The organism is Chitinophaga silvatica (genome assembly GCF_003419895.1).
GTDB lineage: Bacteria > Bacteroidota > Bacteroidia > Chitinophagales > Chitinophagaceae > Chitinophaga > Chitinophaga silvatica.
On sequence record NZ_QPMM01000001.1, the window covers coordinates 692812 to 719015 of the forward strand.

Consider the following 26204-nt stretch of genomic DNA (forward strand, 5'->3'; position numbering starts at 1 on the left):
AAATACTTTTAATGATGATCGGTATGCTTTTTAATCAGGTATTCCACTACATGCTGTGGTAATAATGCCGTGTTTATTATGCCGCCCGGACTAATCTTATAAAATGCATCCAGTGGTTCAATTGGGTGAGATATTCTGTCGATTAACTTTTTAGCCATTGGTCTGTTGTCGAATTGCTTTTTAAAGGCTGCTGATTCCTTTAAACTCATCTCTCTGGCCCATTGGAATTCATCTCCAAGCTTGGGTTGTAATCTGTTTAATAGATTTTCAGTTAAAATATCCATATTGGTTCCACCACTTTCACTGTGCACAGAAGGGGTCAGCAAATCATGTCCATGATCCAGACGCAGCAACTTTAAACGTTGTATCTGATGCTTCAGCAGCATACTCTGTATTGTTTTCTGCAATGGAATATAACTTCCTTCAAAATGGACTACCATAGTGCCTTTTAACAGATTATTCTCGCCAAACAGGCTAAGTCCGAATCCTCTGCAATATACCAGTGAAGGGATCTTTACTATTGCCCTTTCTTCCTTATGAATTACCACCGCTTTGGACGCAGTTACAGAGTGGGTGGTATGGGCAAGATCCCGGACGTTGAGTGAAACTTCCCAGGAAGTACCACCATGCGAGGAGGTGGAGAAGTACTTTCCTTTTGGCTTAACCTTTACCTTTGACGAGTACTTCCAGGCTTTCAACATTAAACCATCTTCATCTACATGAGTAACCGGGTTTCCTTTAACAAATGCATACAAATTGAGGCCGTCTACCGTGCCTGCAGGATCTGTATTCAACCACCTGCCTAACCACGAGACATAATATCGCTGGCCGTAATAATACAGACCAGTGGTGTTGTCGCACTCCTTACCTGAGTACCGGTAAATCTTCAATGATACATCCACCTGGTTACTTCCAGCAATAATTGCCGTACCTCCATAAGGATAGTATTCTTCATAACTGATAACCTGCCCTTGCTGGTCGAGCTCCCCTGCTACCGAACCTAAATTGTTACCTAACTGGTAGCGATATTGACTGTTATCGCCAGATAGAGGCCCGCCCTGGGTCCAGTAATGATAAACGAGAATACAATCTTTATCATCCATGATCCGGACAGTCTGCCTTTTATCTGTACTGGTTCTCGTGCCGTCATTCAGCTGTGTTCCTTTTTCATTGTACACATAGTTATTTATATAAATGTTGTCGTCATATCTGACAGAAGAGGCAGTAGCATACCTTTCACTCACCTTTCTGGTACGTTGTTCATCTGCCCCATATAAGTAATAGTCTGCATCATTATCTTCATCTGGTCTTGTAATTAACGGCACATTCAGCAGGTTGTCACAACAGTTAAATACAAGTTGTGCCTGGTCATTTATTTGAAGAAATAGCGGATTACCTGATGCGTCATAAGTTACATCTGCCAGTCTGTTGGAATTGTCCATAACGGCTGTGTCCTGAGTCCAGCTGGCGGAGGTGGCAATGTGTTGTTTCTTAATCATATTGCCGCTGTCATCATACGTATAAAGCTCTTTATACTGTTCAATAGCATTTCCATCGTTAACCGACAGCTGGGAGTATTTCGACTGCATAAAACTTCCATCAGCAATATTATTCCGGTAGGTAGTAGCAGTGATACCCTGGTGTTGCCGGCCAGTGGCCTGTATTAATTGATAAAGTGCATCATAAGTATAATCCAGCAGCGGCTCTATTTGCTGGTTGTTATTGAATATTGTATCGATAGATTGGTCTCTGATCCTGGTACTATTCCCTACAGGATCATACGTGTAGTTGATGTCCTGTACTGTTTTCGGATCCAGATTGGTACGCTGGGTGGTCAGTTGAAGCATTCGCTGCGTCGTATCTTCGTATCCATAACTTGTACTGGTATCATTACCGAATGCAACATTCGTACGTTGATTGCTGGCGTTGTAACTAATACTCTTAACAGCCTGAGTTTCTACCTGCTGGCTATTTTTAAGCGTTATGGCAGTAGGTAATGCCTGGTAATTATATGTATAGCTGACAACAGAGCCATCTGGAGTTGTTTGGGTGAGTTGTTTCCCCACCGCATTGAATGTATATGCAAAGTCATAGGAGTGGTCCTGCAATGGTACTGTTTTATTCCAATTGACAGGCGTTTTGTAATCAACTGTCATTTTTCTGGAACTTGCCAGTAAATTCCCGGAAACGCTATAACTGGTCTGCATTAGTATGCCCGAAAGATCATTCTGCTGGTAGAGCTGACCGCGAAGGTTGTTTCCTGCCTGGGCTGTTGCATTGGCATATTCGCCGTATGTAAATATTTCTACCAGACTAAAATTGTCAAAATTGCTGATGGGGCCTGAAGTAGTAATGAGCTTTATCTTCAGTTGTAATTTTCTCTGCATCCAGTCGTAGAAGATTACCTGACAATAACTTCTGGGGCTCAACGACCATGTCTGTAAATCAAAAATATTTTTGAAATGCAGTTGTTTTCCAGCATCAATGCTATCTACTACCATACCATCCTTTCCACTCATGGTATATTGATAGCTAAAATTATAGTAAGTGGTTCCTTTGTTAATATTGGAAGTATAGAGGCGTGGATCAATTTCCAAGATCTTTCGCCCACTGATATCTACCTGTATAACGGTTGGAGGTTGTTGACCAGTTACCAGAGTATTAATGGTACGGATGGTAAAACCCATATTGTCCAGAATCGTCAGTGTAGGCGTATTGTCAAATACAGCTGCTTTATCCAATGCATCCTTTTCGTCTTGTTCCTGTTGTGTTGGATTTACAGGATAGGAGCTCATAAAATTTTGATAGTAGATAGATGATTTTACTGTATCGTCTTCATCAAAAGCACTTTGTTCCCAGGCATTAAATTCCGTCTTTGTAAAGAAGCCTTTAGGGGTATCCACTCTGATAATACGTTCGAGTGGATCATAATGGGTGAGGGTAGGAGGAGGTACCTTATACAGAGATGTAATCTCATCCTGAGTCTGATAATCTGGTATTGTAGCAAAGAAGGGAATATAACTTTCACATTCCTTGCCTTTATTGTTATATACTTTCCGGCCGGAAGACAACCATTTGTCGGCGGTTAAAGGTACATCCGTAGCTTTGGTTCTTGTTTCAATTTGCCGGAGTAGCCCATCATTGTAGGTTATAATGGCCTGATTGGGCGTATCCGTTACCGTTATATTATTCTGGTGATAATAATTCTCCCTGGTTAAGTTAATAGCACTGACTGGCTGATCGCTGTTCTGCGTGCCAGCCAGATTATAGAAGAAATAACTGCTCGCGCCTTGTAAAAAGTAACTTTGATCTTTAAGAACTGCGTTAAATGTAATTGCTCCACCACCAGGTGCTGTGGTTCTGACAACATATTCCGCCTTCAGATTTTTGTAATCAAATAACAGCATACCTCCTGTAAGGTTGTTACCTTGGTGTCCAAATGTGGAGGTCACAATTACTTCCCCCAGTGCATCAAAAAGACATTGTGTTACGTTTCCATTGAAGTCTACAAGCTGCTTGATCTGCATACTCTGATAATCCATTGTTGCATTGATCACATTCGTAATCAATGGATCGATAGACAAGAATGTAGTGGTAATAACAGGTCTTAGGTTGTAATTGTCGTATACTGCGGTGCTCATAGAACCCAGTTTGAGCGCAGAACTCTGGGTGCCGGAAGACAAATAGAAGCTTTCAGGAGTTTTATTATAATTCTGAACCAGGCCATGATTTTCCCAATAACCGGTATCCTTGTTATAAATGTATCCTCCAAGATCTGAAATGGTATCGGCGGCCAACCGGTCGCCAAACATAGTGGTGATATTATCGTTCGTAAATTCTGAAGTGGCTATATGATGCAGCAATGCCCTTGGCGATACTTGCCCCAATGGCAATACCTGCTCCTGATCCAGGTTCCAGAAATATGAATATAGTCCGCTGAATTGCCTTGCACAGGTACCTGTTGAAGGAGTAGCCATATAGGTGATGATCTGCTTCATAGCAGCAGTTACTACAGTCTCCGCAGTGTCATAGGTATAGTAATTACCTGTGAAGTTTGCATTTAGCAGTTCATACTGCATGTTGGCATACGGAATACCACGTAGCCTGTAGTCTTCATTCTCGGCCGAGTCGAAATAGCTGGTGGAGGTAATTACACCCTTCAATGTATATTGTTCAGAGAAGTTCTGCTGCACCTGGCCACGTCGAGGCAGGTACATTGTACAGGAAAGCTGAGGTAATCCGGAAGCAGGATCTGTTTCAAAAACAAATTCCTGTGAAACTCTCGGATCATCTGTATTTCTCTCATAATTATAAGTGATTTTTTCCCTGATATCTGTCCTGAAAACCGCTGGGTTATGGGGAGTAGCAGCTTGCAGGAGTGTTACCTCATAACAGATTTGTTCTACCTGGTATGGATTTTCAGAGGTCTCGGTATTATCATCTCCATAAATCTCCTTTCTGATTAACTTACCTGCCAGGGCCAGGTATTCACCATTTATGGTTTGCTCATTTTCTGATGACAGATCGGGCAATTCGTTTAGGGGAAAAGGATACGCATGTGTATCTCCATTAAAAAACTGGCCGGAAAAATCCTGCATTAACAGCGTGTAGTCATTGCCATTACACCCATTCATATACCAGGTTTTGGTATATACCGGAGGTACATATAGCTCTTCATTCAGGGAGGCTACAGGGTAATCGGGATTTTGATAACTATCCTGAAATTCTTCATACGACTCAGTATCCCAGGATTCAATTAGCCCAAAGCCTTTGAACTGACGGTTGTATGCATCATAGTAGCCATTATGATAGCTATAAAGGTTTGTAAACTTTGATTGTGAGAAGGTTTCATAAGCAGTTATTTTTTCAACCACCTGTACCGGAAATGCCAACCTGGTAGTCCATGGCTTTCCATTTTTTTTATCCTCCAGGTAGAATTTAACTGAACTGCAATAATTGATGATTTGAGTTACCCCAATGTTGTTGTTGATAACATTTAGCAGATATGGTTTTAGGGATGCCTGACAGCTTCCATCGGGTAATACTATCTCTCCTGAGAAATTATAATAATATTGTCTGGGAGTTACTGATATCTTCGTAAACACCAGGCAGGTAGTGCCATTGCCCAGGATATCAGCAAATGAAATTTGGTCGAGTGTATCAAATAATTCCGGCAGGTGAATAGTAACGGGATCAGAAAATGTATTACCGGATTGATTCAGGAATAACTCCACTTTATCCGGATAAACATATATAAAATCTGTAGTGCCGGAACCATCAGCATCTGCAAGAAATAAACGTGAAGTATCAAAGTTGTCACCGAACGACGGGGCATTTCCCATCATTACTTTTTTACCGAACCGGCCGTATCCCAGACAAGGCCAGCATTCTACAGAACCATTACTAATCCTTACACGATGTGAGAGCCCATCTCCAAACATATTGGCAAAGGTGACCAGCTCCTGTTTGTATCCTTGTTTTGGCAACGGAAAATCGTTGTCATTGGAAATAAGTGAAGGGCCAGTATAGCCTTCGGTTCCTAACGAAGAAAAAACTTGCAGACTGTCTAATTCTGCCAGCAGCATATCGGTTTTTCCGTTTCCATCCAAATCTACCAGTTCCATATACTTGCTGCTATAGTTATTGGGATAGCTGATAAACGGAGTATAATTGTTCCATCCGCCCTGGCTATTCCGGGGAAAGTATCCCATCTCATTGGAGGTATGTACCAATAAATCGAGATACCCGTCTCCATTAATATCCGTCAGTACTGCTTCGTTATTTTGAATATTTTTATTGATGGGAAAAGGATCGTTTACCTTTGGAGCCTGGTACTTACCATCACCAAGAGGTTCCATATAGAAGCTGGAATTGGCATTACTGTAAAGGAATCCCGGCAATCCATCTCTGTTCAGATCCACTGGTAAGAAAGCGCTGGTATTAAGATAACCGGGAATAGTACTCAGATCCATTTCCAATTCCTTGAAGGTTGGTGCTACAGGCGGTTGAAAGGATGAGAACCCAAATTCGAGTGGTGGTACGGTTTGTGGATCGGAAATATCCTTCTGGTATCCATTCAGCGTAATACTTTTAAGCAATGATGGAGCCTGAAATTGAACAGGAGTATAGCTTTGAATATTTTCATATTCGAGGCATAATTCTTTCACAACTAATGGGTCGCCCAGTTCATCCGGAAAGTGATGTACCATCTGAATTTTTTCACAAAGCCTGAATAACCGAATTTCAAATCCTGCATTGTAATAAGAGAATGGGTCAGGTCTGCAAGCCCACTGGTTATTGGTTTCCTGGCCATAGTTGAATACAACTGTAAAAGCAAAATATTCTATGTTGTTTGTCCAATAATTGCCATAAGTAATTGTATCGATATATCGGCCTGCCTTATAGTTTCTGTTTATTTCAAAGATGCCGGAGGGTACGTTTTCATTATTTTCTTCCAGGTAGGTATAAACAATTTTATTCCCTTTTGCATCATATGAATTATCAATTAACCATTCGAATATTTGTGTATTATCATCAGGGTTGGCTATACGAGAAAGGTCTGAATTTCCATAAATACTGGTAACATTGGAGGTACTAATTGTTTTCCAAAAGGTAATTTTGGTAGATGGATCTTCCCATCTTTCTATAAGCGAATAGTTAATATTAGGATTGGTGAGGTAAGTAGTAATTGTGTAAGTAATATTATTTACTACCTCAGTACGAAGTGCTGTAATGGTACTTACAGATAATGAAACACCATCCAGCAAGTATTCATCTGTACCGTCATATCGCGGGATGTGCCTGCTGGTATTAACTGATATTTTTGATAAGGAAAGGGAAAACCCAAGACCATAGGCACCATTTCCCGCACCCGAATTATAGGAAAGCTGTAATTCAGGCTCAAAACCTCTTGCGGGAGTAACGGGAATAGGAATGTCGTATGAGCCGGTGCCGGAAAAAGCATCTGCCTTAAATGAATTTCCTAATCCTTTAACCGTGCCACCTCCTCCTGGTGGTTTAAGCTCTATGGCAGATATTTTTTGAGGAGATGGTTTCTTTTGATCTGTCGTTTTCATAGCAATAGCTTTACTGTTCCAATGAAAGTATATGAAGAGCGATAAAAAGATCTGAGATCCTTTTTATGCTGTTCATTTACTGCCTTTAGTGCAATCAGTTATTACGTTGTGAACACGAAGTAATAGAATAAGCGGGTCTGGGGAGGCTCATCTAGAGGCTTTGTTTGTCAGGTGGGTGACTTTTGTCTTTACTAGAATGAGATTGTGCCAGGGTAATTCATAGAAAAAATATGAGATATACTAAGGTTATTTCTGAATTAAAAATATAAAAAAATAGATTAAAAATTCATGGACTGGTAAAAATATTTTCTTTTCTTGGATCATTGAATCTGGCATAAACTTTTTAATTCATACTAGATTATTATCTGAATGAATTCGTTTTGTTTATAACAATGATGTATATGCTATTTATTCTGTAATTATTATTGGTAAAGGGTTTGTGCGCTGTTTGGATGAGGTTTGTTTAGAATTAAAAACGCGAGATATGTTGATGTTTTTTTTTGAAATTAATAGCAATATAATTGTTCATGTTAATGAAAGTATTGAGTCCTAATTATAATTTTTAGTTTAAAATATTTACTGAAAATTAACATTTGAATGTGGTTTTGTTTAGCGAAATGGCTCAATGTATTTGATTTGATGGGGTTGAAATTATGGGGCGAAAGATTACTTATTATGGGCTAGATATTCTTAACCGTAGGTATGGGCATTAGTTGCCCAACCTACAGTCAAGGAAATTAACAAACAATTTGTAATCAATAAACCGTACTGAGTTTAATAGTATTAGACAAGAGTCCTCGTTACATTGTAGCGTCTAAATTACGCCTCAGGGTATACGTAGACATCTAGTTGTAGGAAAAGCTTTTTACATTCGAAACAAGGGCTTCGTCATAAGGAACTTCAAAAAGCATTTTTGATTTGTACCCCAATGCTATGGCAATAATCTTCCCTGGAAAGGTGTTTATAGCACTATTGTACTTAATAACCGCATTATTATACTTTATCCTGGATGTGGATATGCGTACTTCCAACCCCGTCCATTTTTCCTGCAGTTGAAGGAAATTGGTGCTGGTTTTGAGATTTGGATAGTTATCTGCCGCATCAATGATTTGATGTAATGCACCTGTGATGCAGCTGTTGAGCTCAATTTTTTCTTCATCTCCCGTATTATAGGAGAGTGCTTTCATACGCATTCTTGTTAATTTAATTAGTACATCACGTTCGTAGGACATATAAGATTTTACGGCATCCACAAGAAGAATAATTAAGTCATAACGGCTTTTTAATGTTTCATTTATACTTCCTGTGGCAATTTCCACTTCATTTTTCTTACGAACAAGTAGGTTATAATAATATATAACTAGTAACAATACCAATCCTGCAATGATTGACATGATATCCATATTGTAATTCTAAATTGATTAATAATTATTATAGTCTCATTTATCTACTTGCCAAATCTGACAATCTCATAATAATTTGGCTCAATCCAGCATGTTTTGGTATCCCAAAAATGGAGAATAATGTTGGTGAAAAATCATTAAGTAGATAACCTCATAAGAATAATCTGTCAGAGACCTAATCCAGTATAGAAAATATATATAATCACCCGAATTGTAGTTATTATCTGTTGCTAATCAATTATTTCCAAAGGAGTGCAGACCAGGAAACTTAACAGGGTATTATTTCTTTTTCAATAATTAATGTATTTTGACGACGATGAAATATAACTGCCTGATTATTGAAGACAATATAATCGAGAGGGATCTTTTAGAAATGTACCTCGATAAAATAAATATCCTGGAAATCAAATCTTCCTGTCAACACGCCTCAGAAGCATTTAAAATATTATCTTCTACAAGGATTGATATTGTGTTTTCAGATATAGATATGCCCGATATTTCGGGAATTGAGCTTCTGAAAGGACTGAAAAATCCTCCCATCTTCATTTTCACCACCTCCCATCTGGAGCATGCTGCAGAGAGTTTTGAACTCGATGTACTGGATTTTATTCCAAAGCCAGTGAGTATGGAGCGCTTAATTAAATCGATCAATAAAGCAATAGAGCATCTTGATCTCAAAAGTAAGGTGCAGACTTTAGAAGTAGAGCAGCGCGGTGATCGGGATTTTTTCTTTATTAAAGACAGCAAGGGATATGCACGCCTGAACTACGAGGAGATAGTGTATATTGAAAGTTTTGGTGATTTTTCCAAATTGCGTACAGAAAACGGACAGACCTACACTGCACTAATCAACCTGAAAAATCTTTCTCTTCAATTACCTGATTTCTTTATCAGGGTTCACAAACAATACCTCATTAATTTCAATAAAATAATGAGTGTAAATACTTCTGAAATTATTTTGGATGGTGGTGCAAAAATTCCAATTAGTATTTCCTACAGGGAAGAACTTCTTCAGCTGATCAACAATCGAACGCTCAACAGGATTGCCAAAGAATCCGCTTTTTAGTGATTGTAGGCCAATTCCCTCTGGCTTATAGGGGCGGTGTTTTTGCATGGCATTGTAAGTACAAATACTGTTCCTTGCTGCCCATTGAATGACGCAGTTAATTCGGCATTCATCATTGCTGCAAATGTTTTACATAGAGTAAGTCCAAGGCCCATACCTTTTTCTTTATTGGTACCGGCGGTGCTACGGCCAGGTTGAATGATGTCATTTCCATTAAACCATTTCAATTGTGTTTCTCCCAGGCCTACTCCTGTATCGGCAATAGACAGCCGTACAAATTGGTTGTCGTACTGGATTTTAACATCGATGCCTCCGCCTTCCGGAGTGAATTTTATTGCATTGGTCAATAAATTTCTAACAATTAACGAAAGCATATTCATATCACCCAACGCATTAGCTTCAGCATCATAATTGAAAGTGAACTTAAGTTTTTTCCTCTCTGCATCTCTTTCGGCTGCTGCTACCAGTTCTTTTACTACTTGGCTTATCTGCAGTGTTTTTAAATCTGGTTTAAAGCCCTGCATCTGACTATACGCCCAGTTCAGAAGGTTTTCCATCATGGAAGAAGTGTGTTCGAGAGTATGACTTAAACTTAAGGTATATGCTTTTAGTTTTTCCTCGCCTGGGTTTCCATGTTCCAATAATCTGGTAAAAGATATCAGGGAATTCACCGGTGCACGCATATCGTGGCTAACCATTCCTAAGATACGATCTTTGACTTTTCCTAATTCTTCCAGTTGGGCTTTCTGTGACGATACCACGAGATTTAATTTCTTAGTTTTGCGGTGTGACCGATAAACCAGCAATGCGGCACCTGATAATCCTAGTGCCAGTATACCTAAAAAGATAGATAGGTTCCGATTGAGTTTTGCTTTATTCTCTTGCTTTATAATCTTTTCGTCCTGAATCTTTCGCTCTAGTCTGGCGTTTAGGCGTTGCCGTTCTAATTCAGTTTCTTTCTGTAGCTTTTCCTTTTCTAATTCCGATTGTCGCTGTAGAAAGGCAAGTTTTTCTATCCTGATTTCTTTTTCTTTCAGCTCCAGCTGCTGCTTTCTTTCTTTTGCCTCTAATGTCCTTTTTTCCAGGGCAAGGCTCATTACATGCTGCTTGTTTTTGTAATCATTTTCCTTGATCATAAAATCCAACTGCAGGCGTTTACGTGTAATTTCCCGCTCTTTTTCTTCATTAAAAATCTGATCGCGGAAATGGATATAGGTTTTATAATGTTCAAGTGCAATTGTGTACTGATGTTGTTTCTCTGCCAATTTGCTCAATGCAAGGTTGGCATCTCTTTGCAAAGCAGGAAAGTGATCGGTATTACCAATATTTAATGCTTCCATTAATAAAGTACTTGCATTATGATATTGAGTGTGTTCAGCATAAAAATCGGCCAGGGCTAACAGATCTGTTGCATACTCCAGTTTATTAACCAAACGTTTATTGTATTCTATTGCTTGCTGCAAGGCATCAAGAGTTTGTGCGGTGGTTCCATTTACTCTCAATATCATTGCCCGGGTACGATAAATTGAGCCTAAAAGAAAAGGTTCATCAATCTGGTTGGCTAATTCCAGTGAATGATTTAGATACCTAAGGGCTGTCTGGTACTTTTGAGTTCTACTTATGCCCAAGTCTTTTTCATCGGCAAGGAAATAATTAGTTCCCAGATTGGAATAGCTAAGTGCTATCCCATATTCATTTCCTTCTGATTGTTTAAAGATCCCTACTGCCTGCTCTAAATATTTTATGGCAGTAGGATATTGTTCAAGGCTTTTATAGGAGCTCGCAATATTAACATAGCATCCTGCTGCGTCAAGACTATCCCCCAGTTCATTGTAAACAGAAACTGCTTCCAGATTAGCATCCAAGGCTTTATTATAGTCGGGCCAACTGGCATACATAGCACCTAGATTGTAATATATATCTCCGTATAACTGCTTATTCCCGATTTCAAGCGCTTTCTTTATCCCTTTGTTATAGATTTCTTCTGCCTTAATATAGTTACCATGACCATGGTAATAAAAACCAAGATGATAGTAGGCATCACCAATATATTGCGGCAACCTTAGTTTTTCAGCCAGCTTAATAGTTTTGTCTACATACTTTTCAACGTTATCGGCCTGGCTAAGTTTGGCGTAGCTTTTATAGAGTTTCTGAAAACGTTCAAGCCGGGCTTCGTCGTCAGTGTGCGATCTGCTGTCTGACAATAACAGACTGTCAATTGTCTGTTCGATATGTTGCTGAGAAAATCCCGTTTGAAATAAAATTATTAAAAATAGGAAGGAGTAAAAGAGCAACTTCATGTTCACATACCATTTGAAAATATGGCGGCGCAAGATACAAAACAAGTACTAATAACCTGTATCTATGTTACAAGTAACGTTTTAGTAAAGTTGTAATAAGTGTGAGATATATTGAGGAATTATCAGATAGTGTCGTAAAATAATCCTTTTAATGTCAGAAAGCCCGCAAATATTATGTTTGCGGGCTTTCTGATTGATTATATCTTTTATCTGTTTACTGGATTGCGCTTTCAGGTGTAAGGATTTCCTTTCTGATTCCCATTTCAGACAACATACCAGCTATTCTGTTTACCATATAAATAGATGCTTCAATTTCTTCTTTCCTGATAGCCACACTTTCTATATTAAATCCAAATGGTATTGATCTTTCCGCACAAAAGATAGCCAGCTTTTCAGCAATTTCGAGGCAGCTATTTACCGATTTTTCCAGAATATTTTCAGATTGCCTCAGCTCTATTTTGAGTTCTTCGGGCACATGGATGCCCAACCACTCCAGAAAATGTAATGTTTTGGCCGAACCGCAGGCGGTAAGGGTAAAGATGATAGTTGGAATCTTTCTCTTTTCTTTTACACAGGTTGCATGAAGGTCATTAACCACATTCTTGGCATAATCGAGGTTGAAAATGCATTGAGAGATAAAGTAAGAGACACCATGATTAGCCTTATCAAGAATCCTTATGTCTTCATCTTTCAGTTTCTCATGCCTTTCAGGTATAGTTACAGCGCCGATGGCGGAGGTTTGGCTATATCTGTTCCAGAGTTTATAGGCTTGAGGCAAGGTAGTTTTAACCGGGTAGTCTGGTGCTGGTACGCCTACAAAAACTGGGTAAAACTGATGTTGATGGAGCTTATCCAGCCACTCAGAAAGTTCCCCTTCAGAAAATTTGCCGGCTGGGCGATATATAATCTTAGGGGTTTGTATCTGTTGCAAAAACTCACTGGCAAAGTAAAATGGATCCAGTGCATTAAGGAAAGGAAAAGGTCTTTCCTCCGATGTACGGGCCGATTCGTCCTGTACATCGTATACTATCAAAGCGTCGATATCCAGGGGCAGTAATCTTGCTACTGTTTTCTCTGCAATTTGGGTAATCTTTTCAAGGTCGGTACCTTCTTTTGGAGGCGTAATGCCATAAGTTAAAATACCTGACTCCCCTGATTTGATTTTGTGTAGGAACATACGTAGTCTGACAATTATTTATGTAGTGAGTATTGCACTCGTCGCTAAAATTGAAGCAAATCTACATATAAAGATTATTTATTGTAATAATTGTATTTATTACAGCATAAAAATCTATTTTTTATTGTTTTATAGAAAATATTACTTGGTAGAGGGCCTATTATCCTCGAAAAAAGAAAATTATTTTCAGGATCTATTGCCTGGTAGCTGCTTTGATACGGCAAAACGAAAGAGGATACGTGTAAGCGTAGCAGTATTACCCTGGTTAAAAATCGGTTCCTAAATGCTTTGGAGAGCTTTTCCTATTAATTGTCCGCTAATAGTGTAAAATGTTCGGTTTCGGACAACCAAATTTTCAAGAAACCGCATACATATGCATTGGGTGGCCTTTTCTTAGCAAGGCATGCCATTTGTTGAACGAGGAGTCTTGGTGCTATTCCATAATCTTTTTTTTCCAGTTTGCTATGATTCGTAACTATCTCAAAATTGCATTTCGCAATCTCACGAAGCACAAAATGTTCTCCTTAATTAATATAATGGGCCTCTCTGCAGGTATGACTGCCTGTTTCCTGATCTCATTATATGTACATTTTGAACTCACTTACGATACATTCAACAAAAAGGCAGATCGAATTTATCGGGTGGCAACGGATATTCAGACCAGCACGGAAACGCTTCGTTATAGTATTAGTCCGTGGGCGATGGCATCAAACATGCAAAATGAGTTCCCGGAAATGGAGACTTACGTTAGGGTGCAGAAAGATGAAATGCTTTTTCGGAGAGGAGATCTCAAATTCAAGGAGGAAAATGCAGTACTGGTAGATTCTACACTCTTCAGGGTCTTTGATTTGAAATTATTGAAAGGTAATCCCCAAACCGCATTAACAGCACCGCTTAGCATAGTATTAACCGAAACTTCTGCCAGGAAATATTTTGGACATAGCGACCCTATGGGCCAATCATTGTTATTGGGAGAGAAAAGTGAACCGGCAATTGTGACAGGTATAATGCAGGATCCACCAGTGAATTCGCAGATCAGAGGCGATATTTTTGTATCGATGAGTACATATACTGGCCATGAAGACAAGAATATTGAGCGCGAATGGGGAAGCTTCGGGGCAACCGCATTTGTACTCCTTAAGCCAAACACCAATCCGATTGTATTGGAAAAGAAATTTCCTGCGTTTCTGGAGCGTCATGCGGGGCAGATGATGGCTAATCGGCAAATGAAGATCCGGATGCTCCTGGAACCACTTAAAGATATTTATCTGCATTCGACGCGTCCTGCTGCTGAAACGGGCAATGTTAATAATTTATATGTTTTCTCAGCCGTCGCACTCTTTATTATGCTGATTGCGTGTATCAACTTTGTAAACCTCACCACTGCACGTTCGGTTGAACGTGCTCGGGAAGTAGGTGTGAGAAAAGCAGTAGGAGCAGCAAGAGGTACATTGGCACGTCAGTTTCTGGCTGAATCGATGTTAATGTGCCTGATTGCATTTTTTATTTCAGTATTACTTTCAGCAATATTGATTCCTTTATTCAACGAAATTGCAGGCAAAGTAGTGAGTGATGGTATTATCTATGAATTGCCATTTGTAGGGATTCAGTTTGTAGCTGTATTGCTGATTGGATTATTAGCAGGCATCTATCCGGCTTTTGTTTTGTCGTCCTTTGAGCCAGTGAAGGTTTTAAAAGGTAGATTTACCACAAGTGTAAAGGGTATAATGCTACGTAAAGGGCTGGTTACCGTTCAGTTTACGATTTCAATTACGATGATCATTGCTACGATTGTAGTATATACCCAGCTGGATTTTATGCGCAGTTATGATCTTGGTTTTTCAAAAGATCAAACACTTGTCATTCAATCCGGCACTGGGCAGGAGAGAGATGGTTTCGAAGCTTCCATTATGAATTTTCCCGGAGTAAAGTCGGCAGCCGCTTCGTCTGCAATCCCGGGAGGCTGGAATCTACAGGCTTTTTCGAAAATTGAGAAAAAGAATGGAGAAATGCAGGCCGGGAATCTGGAGGTGTATCGTGTAGACTTCAACTTTATCCCTCAATATGGCCTGAAAGTGGTTGCTGGGCGCGCATTTTCAAAACAATATGCTACGGATAGTACACAGGCACTGATGATTAATGAAGCGGCCGCAAAAGTGCTGGGGTATACTTCACCAGAAGAAGCCATCGGAAAAAAATTTGATCAATGGGGGCGACAAGGCACAATAATCGGTGTATTAAAGGATTTTCACTTCAAATCGTTACAGGAGAATATCAAACCGCTTACATTTAGGATTATCGATTTTTGGAATGGGAACCTTCTTTCTGTAAAAGTAAATAGCAAAAATGTAAAGCAAACACTTGCTGCAATTGAAGATCTATGGAAAACAAGGTATCCCGACCAACCATTCAGCTATTATTTCCTCGACGAGTTTTACGATAGGCAGTACCGTGCAGACGAGCGTTTTGAATCGCTATTCATGTACTTTGCCACATTGGCAATCTTCATCTCTTGCCTGGGGCTACTGGGGCTGGCTTCCTATTCAACCGTTCAGCGTACCAAGGAAATTGGCGTAAGAAAGGTAATGGGCGCATCAACTACCAGTATTGTTGCATTGCTGTCAAAAGATTTTCTTCAGCTTATTGGAATTGCCTTTATCATCGCAGCACCGCTGGCCTGGTTTGCAATGGATCGTTGGCTGGATACCTTTGCTTATAAGACGGATATCCGACTTTGGGTCTTTATCGTTGCCGCAGTGTTATCAGCATTTGTTGCATTTGCTACAATAAGTTACCAGAGTATCAGTGCCGCATTGATGAATCCTGTTAAAAGTCTAAGAAGTGAATAGTGAGTTACTCACCAAAGTATTCGGCATAGTTATTTTCGGTTTCGTGTAATCTGACCGAATGTAAAAATACCCCTTCATTACTTTCTATGGGTGTTTTTAGTTCATTAAAGATTTCTACGCAGAGAAGCTCTGTTGTAGCCATTTTCCCTGCCAGAAAAGATACGTCGAGGTTCAAATTTTTATGATCAAGTTTTTCAATCACATGATCCTTGATAATCATTTTAAGTAATTTCAAATCGATTAGGTAGCCTGTTTCATAACTTATCTTACCTTTTACTGTTACAAAAAGGCTATAATTATGGCCATGCCAGTTGGGGTTGGCGCATTTCCCGAATGTAGCTATGTTTTTCTCCAGGCTCCATTCTTCCCTATACATCCTGTGAGCGGCATTAAAAGTTTCCCTTCGGGTAAGATATACTATCATTTCTATTGGCTGTATTGCCCGGTATATTGGTAGAACAACACCAGGTAGGTTGAAAACTACCTGATGTTGTTAAAGTAAAAAATATGGATAGATGGCCTGTTATTTAAGCCAGACTTTCGGTACTGATATGTTCACGCGCCTGTTGAGCTGCTTTTACCATGTTGATCAGCGCTGCTTTGGTTTCGGGCCATTTACGGGTTTTTAACCCACAGTCTGGGTTTACCCATAGGTTACGGGCAGGCAGCAAATCAGCTGCTTTTGCTAACAGTGCAGCCATTTCTTCGGTACCTGGTACACGAGGAGAGTGGATATCATAAACACCTGGCCCAATTTCGTTCGGATATTCGAAATGAGCAAAGGCCTGTAATAGTTCCATTTGTGAACGGGATGTTTCAATGGTGATTACATCAGCATCCATAGCTGCAATATGTTCGATGATATCATTGAATTCGCTGTAGCACATATGGGTATGAATCTGTGTTTTATCTTCTACACCGCTGGCGGCGATACGGAATGAACCTACTGCCCAGTTGAGATACTGAGGGCGTTTAGCCTTACGCAGTGGAAGACCCTCGCGAATCGCAGCTTCATCGATCTGGATAATACCAATTCCGGCTTTTTCTAAAGCAACTACTTCATCCCTGATTCCCAGTGCTATTTGCTTGGTGGTTTGTTCGCGAGGTTGATCGTCGCGTACAAAAGACCATTGCAGAATGGTTACCGGGCCTGTCAACATTCCTTTCATTGGTCTGTTGGTTTGGGCGGCAGCAAAAGTGCTCCAGCGTACTGTCATGTCGGCAGGGCGACTAACATCACCATAGATCACCGGTGGTTTCACACAACGGCTGCCATAGCTTTGTACCCAGCCATTTTTGGTAAACAAAAATCCATCTAGTTGTTCGCCAAAGTATTCGACCATATCATTACGTTCAAATTCCCCGTGTACGAGTACATCCAGCCCAATTTCTTCCTGCCAGCGAATGGTGTCGATAGTAGCTTGTTCAATAGCTTTATCGTATTGTTCGGTGGTTAGCTCACCTTTTTTGTATTTAGCCCGTAGCTGACGTATATCATCTGTTTGTGGGAACGATCCGATAGTAGTAGTAGGGAAGGCTGGTAATTTGAAGCGTTCGTGATGTAATTGCTGACGAACTGGGAATGCACTCTTGCGGGTAGCATCACCTGGTGTAATAGCAGCAACACGATCTTTTACTGCCTGCTTATGTACCTTGCCAGATAAACGTCTGCTTTCAATTGCTTTTTTATTTACACTCAATAAAACTGCATTTCCATCAATAATCTGTTTTAATTCACTGATCTCTGTTAATTTCTGTTTGGCAAATGCCATCCAGTTCATGATTTCGGGATCAAGTGCTGTTTCAAAAGCCAGGTCAATTGGACTATGTAGTAAAGAGCAGGATGGTGCAATTATTACGTTGTTGCTACCCAGTTTGGATAATGCCTTGTTGATAAGATTTAAGGACTTTTCGTAATCGTTTTTCCATACATTCCGTCCGTCAATCACTCCTACTGAAAGTTGAAGTCCTGTAGGTATCAGGGCAAGTACTTCGTCAAGTTGCTCCGGTGTACGTACCAGATCAACATGCAATGCATTAACGGGGAGATTGACCGCGAGTTCAGTATTATCGAGCAAGGCATCAAAGTAAGTAGCAACCAGGATCTTAATTCCACTTACCTGTTTGGCGATTTCAGAGTAAGCATATTCAAATGCTTCCTTCTCTTTTTTAGAAAGATCAAGTACAAGACAAGGCTCGTCGAGCTGTATCCATTCAGCTCCTTGCTGTTTCAGCCGATTGATGATTTCAATGTATAGAGGAACCAGTTTTTTAATCAGGTCTGCACGTTCAAAACCTTTCTCTTTTTCTTTACCCAGTAAAAGGTAACTTACTGGTCCAACCAGCACTGGTTTGGCTTTGGAGCCAAGCAGCTTTTGCGCGGATTCAAATTCGTTGAATATATTGTTGGTATAGAGACGGAACTCCTGATTTGCTTTGAATTCCGGAACGATATAGTGGTAATTGGTATCCAGCCATTTGGTCATTTCCATTGCAGTAATATCGAGACCATCTTTCTGGTAACCTCTTGCCATCGCAAAGTAAAGATCAATTTCGTTATTAGCTTTTACCTGGGAGAGAACGGGGGAATAACGTTCAGGAATAACCCCCAGTAAGAGGCTGGTGTCGAGCACCTGATCGTAATAACTGAAATCGTTGCACGGTATCAGATCAATACCAGCGTCTAGTTGCGTTTTCCAGTTTTCCTCTTTAATCTGGCGGGCTACATCCTTCAATTCCTCAAGAGTTATTTTGCCTGCCCAGTACTGTTCATTTGCTTTTTTTAGCTGTCTTTGGCTACCAATTCGCGGATAGCCCAGGTTTTGTGTAAGCATGTTCGTCAATAAGTTTAGTTTAAACAATTAGATGTCTCCACAACTTTTAATGTTCGCAGTAACCAGAGGCACACATCAGTTTTATAGTTGTCTGATATGACTTTTGTTTTTATCGCGAAACATTGTTCTACCAAAACAGGCAGGTCTCCTGGCTTGTAACATTTTCTCCGTCCTTCCCATCTCAACTCAGAGACAGTGGATATAAATTGGAGGAAACTTTAGCGTTACTTACAGTTGCGCGACAGCCCATGATTTGCACATGGTTCCCTATTAATTCCAATGTTATTAGAAACCTATTTTAGTCGATAAGTTTGTAGAACTAAAATCTGGACAAAGCTACATAGAAAGATTATTTATTGGCATAATGCTATTTATTTTGGTATAATAATCTAAATTTGTCTCTGAAACAGAAAATTTTACCTGATAAGAGGGTGAATCCTCTCATAAAAAGAATAATATTTCATGATTCAATTAGATGATATTGACAAACAACTGCTTAAACTTCTGGGAGAAGACTCAACTATTACTGTAAAGGAATTGGCAGTAAAAGTAAATTTATCTACCTCTCCGGTTTTTGAAAGAATTAAGAAGTTAGAAGCCGGAGGCTATATAAAAAAATATATTGCATTGATAGATGCAGAAAAACTTGGTTACGGTTTAATTGTGTTTTGCAACATCAAACTAAAACAACATGATAAATCTGTAGGTACTCAGTTTGTAACAGATATTATGCGTTTGGAAGAAGTAATTGAGTGCTATAATATTTCCGGGGATTACGATTTTCTCCTAAAAGTATATGCCAGGGATATGAAACATTACCAGGATTTTGTGTTTAACAAACTAGGGTCTGTACAAAGTATAGGAAGCACCCATAGTACATTTGTGATGTGTGTGAATAAAGACATCCATAATATTAGTCTTTAATCTTTATTAGAAGAGGTATAGTTAGTAAAATCCTTTTTAGGAGGAGTAGGATAGAATGGGAAAAAAATTGCTTCACTAAATACATAGTTTAAATATATAAATATGTATATTATTTAAATATAGCGCATACGATGCTGAAATCTACTGCCTAAATTTCTTATTAAAATTTTTAAAAAAATAAGCTCCATTTTTATTAGTTTGTATCCCACCAAAATCAATAGAAATTTTACATTAATCGTTTGATCTCTTCACCAATGAATACAACAACAGCAATGCCAGTGGATTCGGGAGCAACCCCAGTGGCATCCAATCGTGACAATGAAAAAAAAGCCCGGTTATACTCATTAGACGCCCTTCGGGGATTTGATATGTTCTGGATTATGGGCGGTGGCTCTATTTTCCATGCCATATCAAAAGTAAGTGGGTCGCCTTTCTGGGAAGCAATAGATACGCAACTAGAACATCCTGCTTGGAATGGGTTCCATTTTTATGACCTTATTTTCCCTCTTTTCCTGTTTATGGCCGGTGTCTCAACACCTTATTCAGTAGGACGGGAACTGGAAAAAGGTAAAAGCAGGAACCAGCTTTTATTACGTGTAATCAAGAGAGGACTATTACTTGTATTGCTGGGGATCATTTATAATAATGGCCTGCAACTGCAGCCTGTATCACAGATCCGCTTTTGCAGCGTTTTGGGCAGGATTGGTTTGGCCTATATGTTCGCCAATATCATTTATTTATACACGAAAGGGCGGGCGCAAATGATTTGGTTTGCCGGTATCCTGGTCGTTTATTGGTTGCTGTTGAAGTTTACGGCAGCACCTGGGTTTGCACCTGGTGATCTTACCATGGAAGGAAATTTCGCATCATATATTGATCGTTGTATTGTTCCCGGTAAATTATATCTTGGTATCCATGATCCGGAAGGATTTACATCCACCTTCCCTGCAATCAGTACTGCCTTGTTAGGAATTATTACAGGCAATTTATTGCGTAATAGTCCAATGCTTCCAGTAAGGAAAGTAGGGCTTATGGCTATCATTGGAGTAATGTTTATAATACTCGCACAACTGTGGAACTTCGATTTTCCTATCAATAAAAATCTCTGGACCAGCTCATTTGTACTGCAGGTAGGAGGTATCAGCCTATTGCTCCTTGCACTTTTCTACTATGTGATCGATATCGCAGGATATCAGAAATGGGCATTCTTCTTCCGGGTTATAGGCATGAACTCCATTCTTATCTACATTTCCGGCCACTTTATTGACTGGCATTATACTAATGACTCAATATTTAAATGGCTTGGACAATTAATAGGAGACCCTATAAATGCGATAGCTCTCAGTATCACGTTGGTATTTGTAAAGTGGTTATTCTTATATTTTATGTATAAGAAAAAGGCTTTTCTGAAGGTATAACTAAGCTCAAATAGCTAACCAGATAAGTTGATTTGGGGTAATGCCACTAAAACAGAACAGGGCAGCACTTCTGCTGCCCTGTTCTGTTTTAGCGTTTAAGGATAAACGTTTGTTGAGGTGTTATGGTAAGATTTTGATTAAAATTCAGTAATTTATATTAATTGAGAATAATATTTCTGCTGTAGTGTAAAATTTGAATTATTGATATTCAATTAGTTGTGTATTTGAATGATGCTTACAAACTATTGAAAAATGAATTCTATTGCATTTGTTGATACCGAAATTACGGAGAAAGGGAGGATTCGAGACATCGGAAGTGTTAAAGATGATGGAAGCTCTTTTCATAAATCATCCACCTTCGAATTTGTTCAGTTTCTCAACGGAACCCAATTCATCTGTGGGCATAATATCTTCAACCACGATATAAAGTATATTGGTAAGGAACTAAATAAAGCTGGAATAAATTCAGCTAATATCATTGATACTTTATTTCTGTCGCCTCTTCTTTTTGCTACAAAACCCTATCATGCGCTATTAAAGGATGATAAACTTCAATCGGATGAAGCCAATAATCCATTGAACGATTCAATTAAGGCGAAGGATTTATTCTATGATGAAGTTGCTGCTTTCAAAACACTGGATAAAACGCTTCAACAAATCTTTTATTTACTCTTAAATGAAAAAAAAGAGTTTAATGCCTTCTTTCGTTTTATTGATTACGTTAGTACCAGTATTGAAACAGAGGAGTTAATTAAAATTTACTTTAAAGATGACATATGTCAGCAAGTTGACCTGCCAGCAATCATTTCAGAGCATCCGGTAGAACTGGCATATTGTTTATCGCTCATTAATTCCTTCATTCAACATAATAAAATACATTCTATCACACCACGCTGGGTGTTGAAAAATTATCCGGAAGTTGAAAGGATCATGTTTCGGATGAGAAATAAACCCTGCTTAAGTGGTTGTGTTTACTGCAATAGTGCATTGGATATTCATCGGGGATTAAAGCGTTATTTTGGATTTACTTCTTTCAGAACTTATGGATCTGAACCACTACAGAAAAAAGCAGTCCAGGCAGCTGTTGATAATAAATCAATCCTGGCAGTGTTTCCAACAGGTGGGGGAAAGTCGATTACCTTCCAGGTTCCGGCTTTAATGAGTGGTGAAAATTCAAAAGGATTGACAGTGGTAATCTCTCCGCTTCAATCATTAATGAAAGACCAGGTAGACAATCTTGAAAAAAATGGTATTACTGAAGCAGTCACCATAAATGGATTGTTAGATCCAATTGAGAGAGCCAAATCATTTGAAAGATTAGAAGACGGATCGGCATCTATTTTATATATCTCGCCAGAAGCGTTGCGCTCAAAAACTATCGAACGATTAATCCTCGGAAGAAAAATTGCACGTTTTGTAATTGATGAAGCACACTGCTTTTCCTCCTGGGGGCAGGATTTTAGAGTAGATTATCTATACATTGGAGACTTTATTAAATCGATCCAGGAAAAGAAAAACCTGGAAGATAATATTCCTGTATCGTGCTTTACAGCAACTGCAAAACAAAAAGTGATTGAAGACATACGGAACTATTTCAATGAAAAATTATCATTAAAACTCGAACTATTTGCTTCTAAATCATCACGTACTAATCTTCGATATAAGGTTTTTGAAAAGGAAAATGAAGAAGACAAATTTCAGGAAGTAAGAGATTTATTAGAGGAAAAGAATTGTCCGACCATCATCTATGTTTCAAGAACCAAAAAAGCATATGCCCTCGCAAAGCGGTTAACTGAAAGCGGATTTAATGCAAGACCCTATCATGGAAAAATGGATGTGAAAGAAAAAACGGCAAACCAAAATGCATTCATTGCCGGAGAAATTCCTATTATGGTGGCTACTTCCGCTTTTGGTATGGGGGTAGATAAAAAAGATGTTGGGATGGTGATTCATTATGAAATTTCAGATTCACTCGAAAACTATATTCAGGAGGCAGGAAGGGCAGGGCGAGACGAGAATATGATAGCTGATTGTTTTGTATTATTTAATGAAGAGGATCTTAGTAAACATTTCATCCTGCTGAATCAAACTAAACTCTCTATCAAGGAAATTCAACAGGTATGGAAAGCTATCAAGGAAATTACGAGATATAGATCAACAGTTTCGAATTCAGCATTGGAAATCGCCAGGAAGGCAGGGTGGGATGATAATGTAATGGAAATTGAAACCAGAGTAATAACTGCAATTGCGGCGTTGGAAGATTCGGGATATTTAAAACGAGGGCAAAACATGCCCAGAGTTTTTGCAAACAGTATTCTTGCAAGAAATGCAGAGGAAGCCATTGATAAGATTAATGCCTCACCAAGGTTTGATGAAAAGCAAAAGGAGAAAGGAGCCAGGATTATTAAAAAACTTTTCTCAAGCAAAAGCAGAAAGCAATCAGATGATGAAATTGCAGAATCAAGGATCGATTACATTAGTGATCATCTGGGCATTGTTAAGGAGGAAGTAATAAATATTGTAAACCTCCTGCGCGAAGAAAAAATCCTTGCTGATGCAAAAGATCTGACTGCCTTTTTGAAAAGAAACGAAAACAAAAATCGTTCTCTTAATATCGTTGAAACCTTCAGCAGGATTGAAAAATATTTACTTTCTGTATTTGAAGAACAAGAAAAAATGTTTCACATCAAAGAACTAAATGAAGACGCTGAAGCTAAAGGATGTGAAGATGTCGATATTAAGAAAATTAAAACAATCATCAACTACTGGGCAATTAAAAATTGGATTAAGAGACAAAATTTAGAACACTCTAAAAATCATCTCGCAGTTATCTGTCTGCATCCCAAAGAAATACTGGAAGATAAACTGGAGAAGCGACATGAATTAGCAAGGTTTATAGTGGAGCTGCTTTTCAGTAAAAGTAATTCGGCAAATGATTCCTCTAAGGATGAAGTTCTGATTGAATTTTCAGTAAATGAATTAAAAGAAGCATATGAACAAAACTACCTTATCAAACACGATATAAGTATTAATGATATTGAAGATGCTCTATTTTATCTGTCGAGAATCGAGGCGATTAAAATTGAAGGGGGATTTCTGGTTACCTATAATCGATTAACGATAGAGCGATTAGAGCAGGATAATAAAAAGCGTTATAAGGTGGAGGACTATCAAAAGCTAAATCAGTTTTATGATAACAAGGTACAACAGATTCATATTGTTGGAGAGTATGCAAAAAAGATGATTAATGATTACCGTGATGCTTTGCGGTTTGCAGAAGATTATTTCCAACTAAATTATACTTCCTTTCTAAATAAATACTTTAAAGGTTCCAGACAACATGAGATCAAACAAAATCTGACTCCTGCTAAATTCAAACAACTATTCGGAGAGCTTTCTCCATCTCAGCTAAAAATAATCAAAGACAATGAATCAAAATACATTGTTGTAGCAGCCGGACCAGGAAGTGGCAAAACAAGAGTTCTGGTTCATAAGCTTGCTTCACTACTACTAATGGAAGATGTAAAACATGAGCAACTGCTAATGATTACATTTTCAAGAGCGGCTGCCACCGAATTCAAGAAACGCCTGTTGAAGCTTATTGGTAACGCTGCCAACTATATCGATATAAAAACTTTCCACTCTTATTGTTTCGATTTACTAGGGAAAGTTGGAAGCCTGGATAAATCAGATTCAATACTAAAAACGACAATAGATAAGATTGAGAATAGAGAGGTAGAAGCAAATCGGGTTACCAAAACTGTACTAGTTATTGATGAAGCGCAGGATATGGATGAAGATGAGTTTAATCTGATAAAGGCATTAATGGATTATAATGAAGAAATGAGAGTGATTGCAGTAGGAGATGATGATCAGAATATCTATGAATTCAGAGGTGCAAACTCAAAATATCTTGAAGAGTTTATTCTGGTAAATAAAGCTACTAAACATGAGTTGGTAGAGAACTACAGAAGTAAGAGCAACCTGGTTAATTTTACTAATCAGTTTGTGACGAGTATTAGTAACCGCCTGAAAGATACTCCAATTATTCCTTATCAAACTGATAACGGGGTCATCAGACTTGTGCACCATCAAAGCAGGAGCCTTATTGTACCGCTGGTGAATGATATAATCTCAACAGATCTGATCGGCACTACCTGTGTGCTCACAAAAACTAATACTGAAGCGCTTCATATTACAGGTTTATTATTAAAAAACGGTATACAGGCAAAACTGATTCAGACAAACGATGGGTTTAGTATCTATAATATGCTTGAAGTTAGGTATTTTATAAATCTGTTGAATGGAGGAGATGATATGTACGTAATTAATGATGAAGTTTGGAATAAAGCAAAACGAGAACTGATTAACCATTTCCACACCAGCACCAATTTAGAAATTTGCATTAACCTGATCAAAGATTTTGAAGCTACCAATACCAGGAAGAAATATATATCTGACTTTGAAGTTTTTGCCAGGGAATCTAAGCTGGAAGACTTTTTTAACGAAAATGGAGAAACCATTTTTGTTTCAACTATCCATAAGGCCAAAGGAAAAGAGTTTGACAATGTATTTTTAATGCTTGAAAACTTCAGCGCTACTACTGATGAAGAAAGGCGACTGCTATATGTAGCTATGACCAGGGCAAAACAGAATCTGGTAGTGCATTCAAATGTCAGTCACTTTGATGGGTTGTCTGCAAACTACCTGCAACGGAGTGAAGATCACAGCATATATCTTCCGCCCAAAGATATTGCTATGCATTTAGGACACAAGGATGTTTGGCTAGACTATTTCACTTACAGACAGCAGCCCATATCGGAACTTATCAGTGGAGATACATTGATTGTAAATGGAAACGAATGTTTTAATGCAGAGGGGCAATCAGTTCTGAAATTTTCAATGTCGTTTATTGACAAAATTGACTCTATGAAACGAAGTAATTATATCTTGAAAAGTGCCAAAGTAAACTTTATCGTCCATTGGCATCAAGAGGAATTAGGTGAAGAGATAAAAATTATTCTTCCGGAGCTTTTATTTGAAAAGAAAGGGGTAAATATTTCTTTCAGAAGGTAGATGCATATTAATGCTGTTGTAGTACTACCGAATGCATTTATCAGTTAGTTTCTTTATATTGTATCTTCAACTAATACATTC

The 26204-nt window shown here is 38.7% G+C and carries 11 protein-coding genes and 1 riboswitch; of the genes, 5 read left to right on the top strand and 6 right to left on the bottom strand.

Annotated features, from left to right (window positions below; all coding sequences use genetic code 11):
- Positions 1-8: 8 nt before the first annotated feature.
- Entirely contained in the window at positions 9-7076 is a 7068-nt protein-coding gene (locus DVR12_RS02680) for a SpvB/TcaC N-terminal domain-containing protein (protein WP_116973903.1), read from the bottom strand.
- An 845-nt stretch (positions 7077-7921) separates the two neighbouring features.
- The gene (locus DVR12_RS02685) at positions 7922-8470 is read right to left on the bottom strand and encodes a LemA family protein (RefSeq protein ID WP_158563186.1); all 549 of its coding nucleotides are present in this window, start codon (positions 8468-8470) and stop codon (positions 7922-7924) included.
- 325 nt (positions 8471-8795) lie between these two features.
- On the opposite strand from DVR12_RS02685, the gene DVR12_RS02690 reads away from it, so the two are divergent.
- On the top strand, positions 8796-9545 hold the full coding sequence (locus DVR12_RS02690) for a LytR/AlgR family response regulator transcription factor (RefSeq protein ID WP_116973905.1): 750 nt from the start codon (positions 8796-8798) through the stop codon (positions 9543-9545).
- Here DVR12_RS02690 and DVR12_RS02695 read toward each other — a convergent pair.
- Positions 9542-11845 (bottom strand): ATP-binding protein, encoded by a 2304-nt coding sequence (locus DVR12_RS02695; RefSeq protein WP_116973906.1) that lies wholly within the window; start codon positions 11843-11845, stop codon positions 9542-9544. The genes DVR12_RS02690 and DVR12_RS02695 overlap by 4 nt on opposite strands.
- A gap of 214 nt (positions 11846-12059) precedes the next feature.
- Positions 12060-13022, bottom strand: coding sequence for a methylenetetrahydrofolate reductase (locus DVR12_RS02700; RefSeq protein WP_116973907.1), 963 nt, complete (start codon positions 13020-13022; stop codon positions 12060-12062).
- A gap of 515 nt (positions 13023-13537) precedes the next feature.
- On the opposite strand from DVR12_RS02700, the gene DVR12_RS02705 reads away from it, so the two are divergent.
- Positions 13538-15871: an ABC transporter permease gene (locus DVR12_RS02705; protein WP_233522117.1), complete on the top strand. Its 2334-nt coding sequence runs from the start codon at positions 13538-13540 to the stop codon at positions 15869-15871.
- A 4-nt stretch (positions 15872-15875) separates the two neighbouring features.
- Here DVR12_RS02705 and DVR12_RS02710 read toward each other — a convergent pair whose 3' ends face one another.
- Entirely contained in the window at positions 15876-16295 is a 420-nt protein-coding gene (locus DVR12_RS02710) for a 6-pyruvoyl trahydropterin synthase family protein (protein WP_233522118.1), read from the bottom strand.
- A gap of 103 nt (positions 16296-16398) precedes the next feature.
- Positions 16399-18705, bottom strand: a complete 2307-nt coding sequence (gene metE / locus DVR12_RS02715; protein WP_116973909.1) for a 5-methyltetrahydropteroyltriglutamate--homocysteine S-methyltransferase — start codon at positions 18703-18705, stop codon at positions 16399-16401.
- A gap of 121 nt (positions 18706-18826) precedes the next feature.
- Positions 18827-19017: riboswitch (cobalamin riboswitch) on the bottom strand.
- A 150-nt stretch (positions 19018-19167) separates the two neighbouring features.
- On the opposite strand from metE, the gene DVR12_RS02720 reads away from it, so the two are divergent.
- The 3 genes from DVR12_RS02720 to DVR12_RS02730 all read left to right on the top strand — a co-directional run bounded on the left by DVR12_RS02720 (position 19168) and on the right by DVR12_RS02730 (position 26123).
- The gene (locus DVR12_RS02720; RefSeq protein WP_116973910.1) at positions 19168-19629 is read left to right on the top strand and encodes an Lrp/AsnC family transcriptional regulator; all 462 of its coding nucleotides are present in this window, start codon (positions 19168-19170) and stop codon (positions 19627-19629) included.
- 254 nt (positions 19630-19883) lie between these two features.
- Entirely contained in the window at positions 19884-21047 is a 1164-nt protein-coding gene (locus DVR12_RS02725) for an acyltransferase family protein (protein ID WP_199417023.1), read from the top strand.
- 252 nt (positions 21048-21299) lie between these two features.
- Positions 21300-26123, top strand: coding sequence for a RecQ family ATP-dependent DNA helicase (locus tag DVR12_RS02730; RefSeq protein WP_116973911.1), 4824 nt, complete (start codon positions 21300-21302; stop codon positions 26121-26123).
- Positions 26124-26204 lie beyond the last annotated feature (81 nt).